Below are 281 nucleotides of genomic sequence, written 5' to 3' on the forward strand. Positions count from 1 at the left end.
CGTGCGCCTACAAGCGGTTGGAGCGGATTTAATCCGTGACAGCGTGCCTTTTGCATAATGAGCCTACGAGTTAGTCGTAGTTAGCAAGGTTAAGACTTTCAGGGTCGGAGCCGAAGCGAAAGCGAGTCTGAATAGGGCGAAAAAGTTAGCTGCGCTAGACGCGAAACCAAGTGATCTACCCATGATCAGGTTGAAGCTGTGGTAACACACAGTGGAGGACCGAACCAGTTGACGTTGAAAAGTCTTTGGATGAATTGTGGGTAGGGGTGAAAGGCCAATCA

The 281-nt window shown here is 49.8% G+C and carries 1 rRNA gene; it reads left to right on the forward strand.

Annotated elements, in window-relative coordinates:
* Nucleotides 1-281: ribosomal RNA gene (locus FNN09_RS20970) — 23S ribosomal RNA — on the forward strand; the annotation flags it as partial.

The organism is Carboxylicivirga sp. M1479, assembly GCF_007097485.1.
Classification (GTDB): domain Bacteria; phylum Bacteroidota; class Bacteroidia; order Bacteroidales; family Marinilabiliaceae; genus Carboxylicivirga.